Below are 6,180 nucleotides of genomic sequence, written 5' to 3' on the forward strand. Positions count from 1 at the left end.
CTCCAGAACCCGCGCGGATCCACAGAGTGGGTGCAGATTTGGGGCTTTACGAAGCCCTCAGGGGCGCAGCGGCCTCGTGTGCGGGAAACAAAGGTGTGTGGGTTCGAGGGTTGACGATCACGACTCGAAACTGCACTCGTTCTGTGGATCGGCACTGGGTCTGGGCGGCCAGGAGAGTGCGGTTTCGCAGAAGGGTCTACACCTTCGTTGGTATCTCGGCGCCGACCTGGGCCCAGCGGCCTGTTGAGGCGCGCCATGACACGGCTACCAGGCGCAGCAGCATGAAAGCGACCAGCCCGGACCAGATTCCGGCGATGCCCCAGTCGAAGACGAGGGCGAGCCAGATTGCCGGGAGGAATCCGAGGAGCGCTGCGCCGAGGGTGGTGGTGCGCAGGTAGGCGGCGTCTCCGGCGCCGAGTAGGACGCCGTCGAGGGCGAAGACGATGCCGGCCACCGGAATGAGGCAGACGAAGAACCACCAGGTCACGTGGGTGCGATCCAGTACGTCAGGATCGTCGGTGAACAGTCGCGGGATGAGGCCCGCACCGACGGCGAAGCATGCGGCGAGCCCGAGGGAGAAGATCTCGGACCATTCGGTGACGCGGCGGGCCAGGCGCCGCGCACCGAACGCGTCACCGGCACCGAGCGCCGCGCCAACCAATGTCTGCGCTGCGATCGCGAGCGAATCCAAGGCCAGCGCAAGGAAATTCCAGAGTTGGAGGACGAGTTGGTGGGCGGCGACCGAGGCGGCCCCGAATCGGGAGGCGACGGCGGCGGCCGAGACGAAGCAGGCTTGGAAGGCAAGGCTGCGCACGATCAGGTCGCGACCGAGCACGAGTTGCGCACGCATCACCGACCAGTGCGGCGCGAGCGAAACACGCTGTCGAACAAGGGCATACAGGAACAGTCCGGCCATCACCAGCTGCCCGGCCACATTCGCGACGGCCGACCCGGGCAACTCCATCCGCGGCGCCCCGAATAGCCCGTGCACCAGCACCGGACACAGCACACCCGAAACAACCAGCCCCGCAACAACATAGATGAGCGGTCGGCGCGTCTCCTGGATCCCGCGCAGCCACCCGTTGCCCGCCATCGAGATCAGGATCAACGGCACCCCGAACAACGCGACCCGCACCCAGGCCAACGCCTCCGCCGCGATATCCCCACCGCCCGCGATCACACTGGTCAGCGGCGCAGCAAAACCCTGAACCAGCACGAGAATCAACGCACCGACCCCGATCGCCAACCACGTCGCCTGCACCCCTTCGGCGACCGCCCCCGTCTCGTCGCCCGCCCCGTGCCTGCGCGCGGCCCGCGCCGTCGTGCCATACGACAGAAACGTCAACTGCGTACTAGCCTGCGCCAGAATCAATCCCCCAACAGCCAACCCAGCCAGCGCCAACGCCCCAAGCCTGCCGACCACAGCAAGATCGAACAGCAGATAAACCGGCTCGGCAACCAACACCCCCAACGTCGGCAACGCCAACCCCAGTATCCGCCCCGGCCCCGCACTCACCGCCACAGGCGGACCCGCTCCCTCACCGGAACCATCCCTCACTCCCGACACTCCCGCACCCGTCGCACCCACGAAGTCCACCCCGGCCGCAGTACCCGCGACCCTTCCTTCGCCGGAACCGTCGCCTGCACCCGAAACCCCCTCCGCACCAGCACCCCTCGCACTCACGACATCTCCCCGCGCACCAGCACCAGCGACCCCTCCCTCGCCGGAACCATCCCCCGCACCCGACACTCCCGCACCCGTCGCACTCACGAAGTCCACACTCGCCCCTGCAACCCCGACCCGTCCTTCGCCGGAACCGACGCCTGCACCCGAAACCCCCTCCGCACCAGCACCCCTCGCACTCACGACACCTCCCCGCGCCGCGTCCGCGTACTCGCCATCCTCGGCCCTCCCCGGACCGCCGGAGACCGATACATCTCCTGAGTTCCCCACACCATCAGCGGTCTTGGCGTGATCGGCAGCGACAGCATCACCAGAAACCCCCACACCACGGGAACGTCCTGCGTCGCCAGAACCCCTCGCGCCCACGAAACCTCGCCTTCACCGCCGCCTGCGAATCTGCTCAGTCAGACCCTGCCATGAGGCACCGACAATTCGACCGGAAGCGACCTGCCCAAACGGTTTCCGTCGCACACCGCTATCACCCCGGACCCGCTCATCGAGGACACCGCCGAGCCGAACCTTCACTCGAGTGCAGCCAGCAACCCAGCGACCAAATCCTCGGGACCGCCATATGCCGTGTACCCCGCGGCGAACCGGTGCCCACCACCACCGAGTGCACTCGCGATCGCGGCTACATCCACCCCGTCCTGCGCTCCAGGGTGACTGTCTCGCGACCGTAGCGACACCGTCCATCGATCGGTGACGGTGCGAGATTCCTTGAATACTGCGGCAATTCCCGCTTCCGAGGTGGTGCGCACGATATCGATGACGCTCTCGGCTTCCTCGGAGCTCACGTCGAGGGTGTCGGCGCGCCGCACGAACGCGTACACCAGCCCGATTCCACCCCGGACGTCTGGTTCGATCCGCGCGGTGGCGAGCACTCGCGACAGCATCGTCAACCATCCGAAAGGGTGTGTGTCCAAAAGGGTTCGGGCGATCTCGCCGCTGTCGATGCCGGTGGCGAGCAACCGCTCGGCCAACACGTGTGTGCCGGGCCGCACCCAGCGAAATGACCCGGTGTCGGTCACCAGTCCGGCGTAAAGACAGTGCGCCACTTCGGCATCGATCGGCACACCCCACGCATCGAGCACCCGCACGATGAGACTCGTCGTCGACTCGGCTTCCGCGTCGATGACGTTGATATCACCGAACCGGGTATTCGATCGATGGTGATCGAGCACCAAAGTCGTTGCGGCACCGGATATCCGATCGACGAGCGCCCCGAGCCGCCCCGCGCTCCCGCAATCGACGGCGATCAGCAGATCGACCTCGGCGGGCACGTCGGCGGGTGCAACCAGATGCTGCGCACCCGGCAGCGACCGCATCGACTCGGGTAGTTCGGCGGGTTCGGCGAACGACACCCACACCGGAATCCCGCGCCGGTGCATGACCAGCGCCAGCGCGAGACCACTGCCGACCGTGTCGGCGTCCGGTTGCACGTGGCAGACGATGGTGACCGAGCGGGCCGCCTTCAACGCCTCGACTGCACCGTCGAGGTCGACCGCGTCCCGCATCGTCGTCATCGTCTACCGCATGTCACTCGTCGTCGCGCTCGACCTTGTACGGGTCGGAATCGCCGGCATGCCTGGCGTTGGCCGCCACCTTCGCTACCGCTTCGTCCGCGGCCCTCGCCTTGGCCAGCAGTTCTTCCATATCCCGTGCGACGTCGGGCACCTTGTCGAGCACGAACGCCAGGGTCGGCGTGAACTTCACGCCGGTGCCCGCACCCACCTTCGAGCGCAGCACCCCCTTGGCCTTTTCCAGGCCGAGCGCCGCACCTTCGTAGTCCGGCTCGGTGTCGAGCGTTTCGCCTAGCACCGTGTAGTACACCGTTGCGTCGCGTAGATCCCCGGTGACCTTGGCATCGGTGATGGTCACGAAACCAAGACGCGGATCTTTGATCTCGTATTCGATCGCGGTGGCCACGATCGAGGAAATCCGCTTGGCGAGTCGGCGTGCCCTGGCTTGATCCACCATGGCTGAACCCTCACTCTCTGTTCAACGGCGGCGGAAACGACGGGCCCGATCTCGGGCTGTCCTCTCCACCGCAATCAATCTTCGGGTCCGAAGATCCTGCGGCGCACTGCCAGCAACTGTAACTCCGGACGTGCCGCGACGTGCCGCTCACAACGGTCGAGTACCTGTGTCAGATGGTCCATACCCGAACTGACCAGGGCGACACCCACCAGTGAACGGCGATAGCGGTCTTGCTCTCCACCTTCGGCGGCACTGACGCCGAAACGCTGCAATTCGGCCAGGATCGGCCGGATCACGGAGCGTTTCTCTTTCAGCGAGTGCACATCGCCGAGCAGGAGATCGAACTCCAGCGCACCCAAGTACACCTACAACCCCTCCCTCGACACCGCAAGCCGTGACGCGCGTCACGCCGGGCGATTCGCCTGGCGTGACGCGCGGTCGCGAACTCAGTCGCGCGGCTTCTCGCGCAGCTCGTAGGCCTCGATGATGTCGCCTTCCTTGATGTCGTTGTAGGTCAACGTCAAACCGCATTCGAAGCCCTCACGGACCTCGGTGACGTCGTCCTTCTCGCGCTTCAAGGAAGAGATCGTGACCGTCTCGGCGACCACCACGTTGTCGCGGAGCAAGCGCGCCTTGGCGTTGCGCTTGACCGAACCCGAGGTGACCATGCAACCGGCGATGTTGCCGACCTTCGACGAACGGAAGATCGCGCGGATCTCGGCGCGGCCGAGCTCGACCTCTTCGTAGATCGGCTTGAGCATGCCCTTGAGGGCCTTCTCGATCTCGTCGATGGCCTGGTAGATCACCGAGTAGTACCGGATGTCCACGCCTTCGCGGTTGGCCAGCTCGGTCGCCTTGCCTTCGGCACGGACGTTGAACCCGATGATGATCGCGTTCGACGCCGACGCCAGGTTGACGTTGGTCTCGGTGACACCACCGACACCGCGGTCGATGACCCGCAGGCGCACCTCGTCGTCGATCTCGATGCCGAGCAGGGCCTCTTCGAGGGCCTCGACGGTACCGGAGTTGTCGCCCTTGAGGATCAGGTTGAGCTCCGAAGTCTCCTTCAGTGCGGCATCCAGATCTTCCAGGCTGATCCGCTTGCGGCTGCGCGCGGCCAGTGCGTTGCGCTTGCGCGCATTGCGGCGGTCGGCGATCTGGCGAGCGATCCGGTCCTCGTCGACGACGAGCAGGTTGTCACCGGCGCCTGGCACCGACGTGAAGCCGATGACCTGGACCGGCCGCGACGGCAGCGCCGCGATGACATCCTCGCCGTGTTCGTCGACCATGCGCCGGACGCGGCCGTAGGCGTCGCCCGCCACGATCGAGTCGCCGACGCGCAGCGTGCCGCGCTGGATGAGCACGGTCGCCACCGGGCCACGGCCGCGGTCGAGGTGCGCCTCGATGGCGACACCCTGCGCGTCCATGTCCGGGTTGGCCCGCAGGTCCAGTGCCGCGTCCGCGGTGAGCAGGACGGCCTCGAGCAGTGCATCGATATTGGTGCCCTGCTTGGCTGAGATGTCGACGAACATGGTGTCGCCGCCATACTCCTCGGCCACCAGCCCGTACTCGGTCAGCTGCTGCCGGATCTTGTCCGGGTTCGCGCCTTCCTTGTCGATCTTGTTGACCGCGACCACGATCGGCACATCGGCCGCCTGGGCATGGTTGATCGCTTCCACCGTCTGCGGCATGACGCCGTCGTCGGCGGCAACGACCAGGATCGCGAGGTCGGTGGCCTTGGCACCACGAGCACGCATGGCCGTGAAGGCCTCGTGACCCGGGGTGTCGATGAAGGTCACCAGACGCTCGCTACCTTCCAGCGAGGTCAGCACCTGGTAGGCGCCGATGTGCTGGGTGATGCCGCCTGCTTCGCCCTCACGAACGTTCGCCTTACGGATCGTGTCGAGCAGTCGAGTCTTACCGTGGTCGACGTGACCCATGACGGTCACCACCGGCGGACGAATCTCCAGGTCGGACTCGTCACCCTCGTCCTCGCCGTAGGTGAGGTCGAACGATTCCAGCAGCTCGCGGTCTTCGTCCTCGGGGCTGACGACGTGCACGACGTAGTTCATCTCGCTGCCGAGCAGCTCGAGGGTCTCGTCGTTCACCGACTGGGTCGCGGTGACCATTTCGCCGAGGTTGAACAAGGCCTGTACCAAGGCGGCCGGGTTCGCGTCGATCTTCTCCGCGAAGTCCGACAGCGAGGCGCCGCGGGCGAGACGGATGATCTCGCCGTTGCCGCGAGGCAGCCGGACGCCGCCGATGGCAGGCGCCTGCATGCTCTCGTACTCGGCGCGCTTCGCCCGCTTCGACTTACGGCCACGACGCGGGGCACCACCGGGGCGACCGAACGCACCGGCCGCACCACCACGGCCACCGGGACCACCCGGACGACCACCGCCGCCACCGCCACCGGGGCGACCGCGGAAACCACCTGCGGCACCACCGGCACCGGGTGCACCGGTGCCTGCACCGGCACCGCCGCCACCACCGGGCGCGCCGCCACCGCGGTAGCCACC

Annotated in this window: 5 protein-coding genes; all 5 read right to left on the reverse strand. The window is 66.6% G+C overall.

The window, feature by feature from the left end:
- Nucleotides 1-196: 196 nt before the first annotated feature.
- Complete coding sequence (locus tag NA11_RS43475; RefSeq protein ID WP_069167975.1) at nucleotides 197-1,522, reverse strand: MATE family efflux transporter; 1,326 nt, start codon at nucleotides 1,520-1,522, stop codon at nucleotides 197-199.
- A 683-nt stretch (nucleotides 1,523-2,205) separates the two neighbouring features.
- Complete coding sequence (locus NA11_RS43480; RefSeq protein ID WP_069167976.1) at nucleotides 2,206-3,207, reverse strand: DHH family phosphoesterase; 1,002 nt, start codon at nucleotides 3,205-3,207, stop codon at nucleotides 2,206-2,208.
- Between the two features lie 13 nt (nucleotides 3,208-3,220).
- On the reverse strand, nucleotides 3,221-3,661 hold the full coding sequence (rbfA, locus tag NA11_RS43485) for a 30S ribosome-binding factor RbfA (protein ID WP_069167977.1): 441 nt from the start codon (nucleotides 3,659-3,661) through the stop codon (nucleotides 3,221-3,223).
- A gap of 74 nt (nucleotides 3,662-3,735) precedes the next feature.
- Nucleotides 3,736-4,026, reverse strand: a complete 291-nt coding sequence (locus NA11_RS43490) for a DUF503 domain-containing protein (RefSeq protein ID WP_069167978.1) — start codon at nucleotides 4,024-4,026, stop codon at nucleotides 3,736-3,738.
- Nucleotides 4,027-4,107: 81 nt separating this feature from the next.
- Nucleotides 4,108-6,180: translation initiation factor IF-2 (infB, locus tag NA11_RS43495; protein WP_084655603.1), on the reverse strand; the 2,073-nt coding region annotated here is incomplete at its 5' end.

The sequence above is a fragment of the Nocardia altamirensis NBRC 108246 genome (genome assembly GCF_001612685.1).
In the GTDB taxonomy this organism is placed as follows: domain Bacteria; phylum Actinomycetota; class Actinomycetes; order Mycobacteriales; family Mycobacteriaceae; genus Nocardia; species Nocardia altamirensis.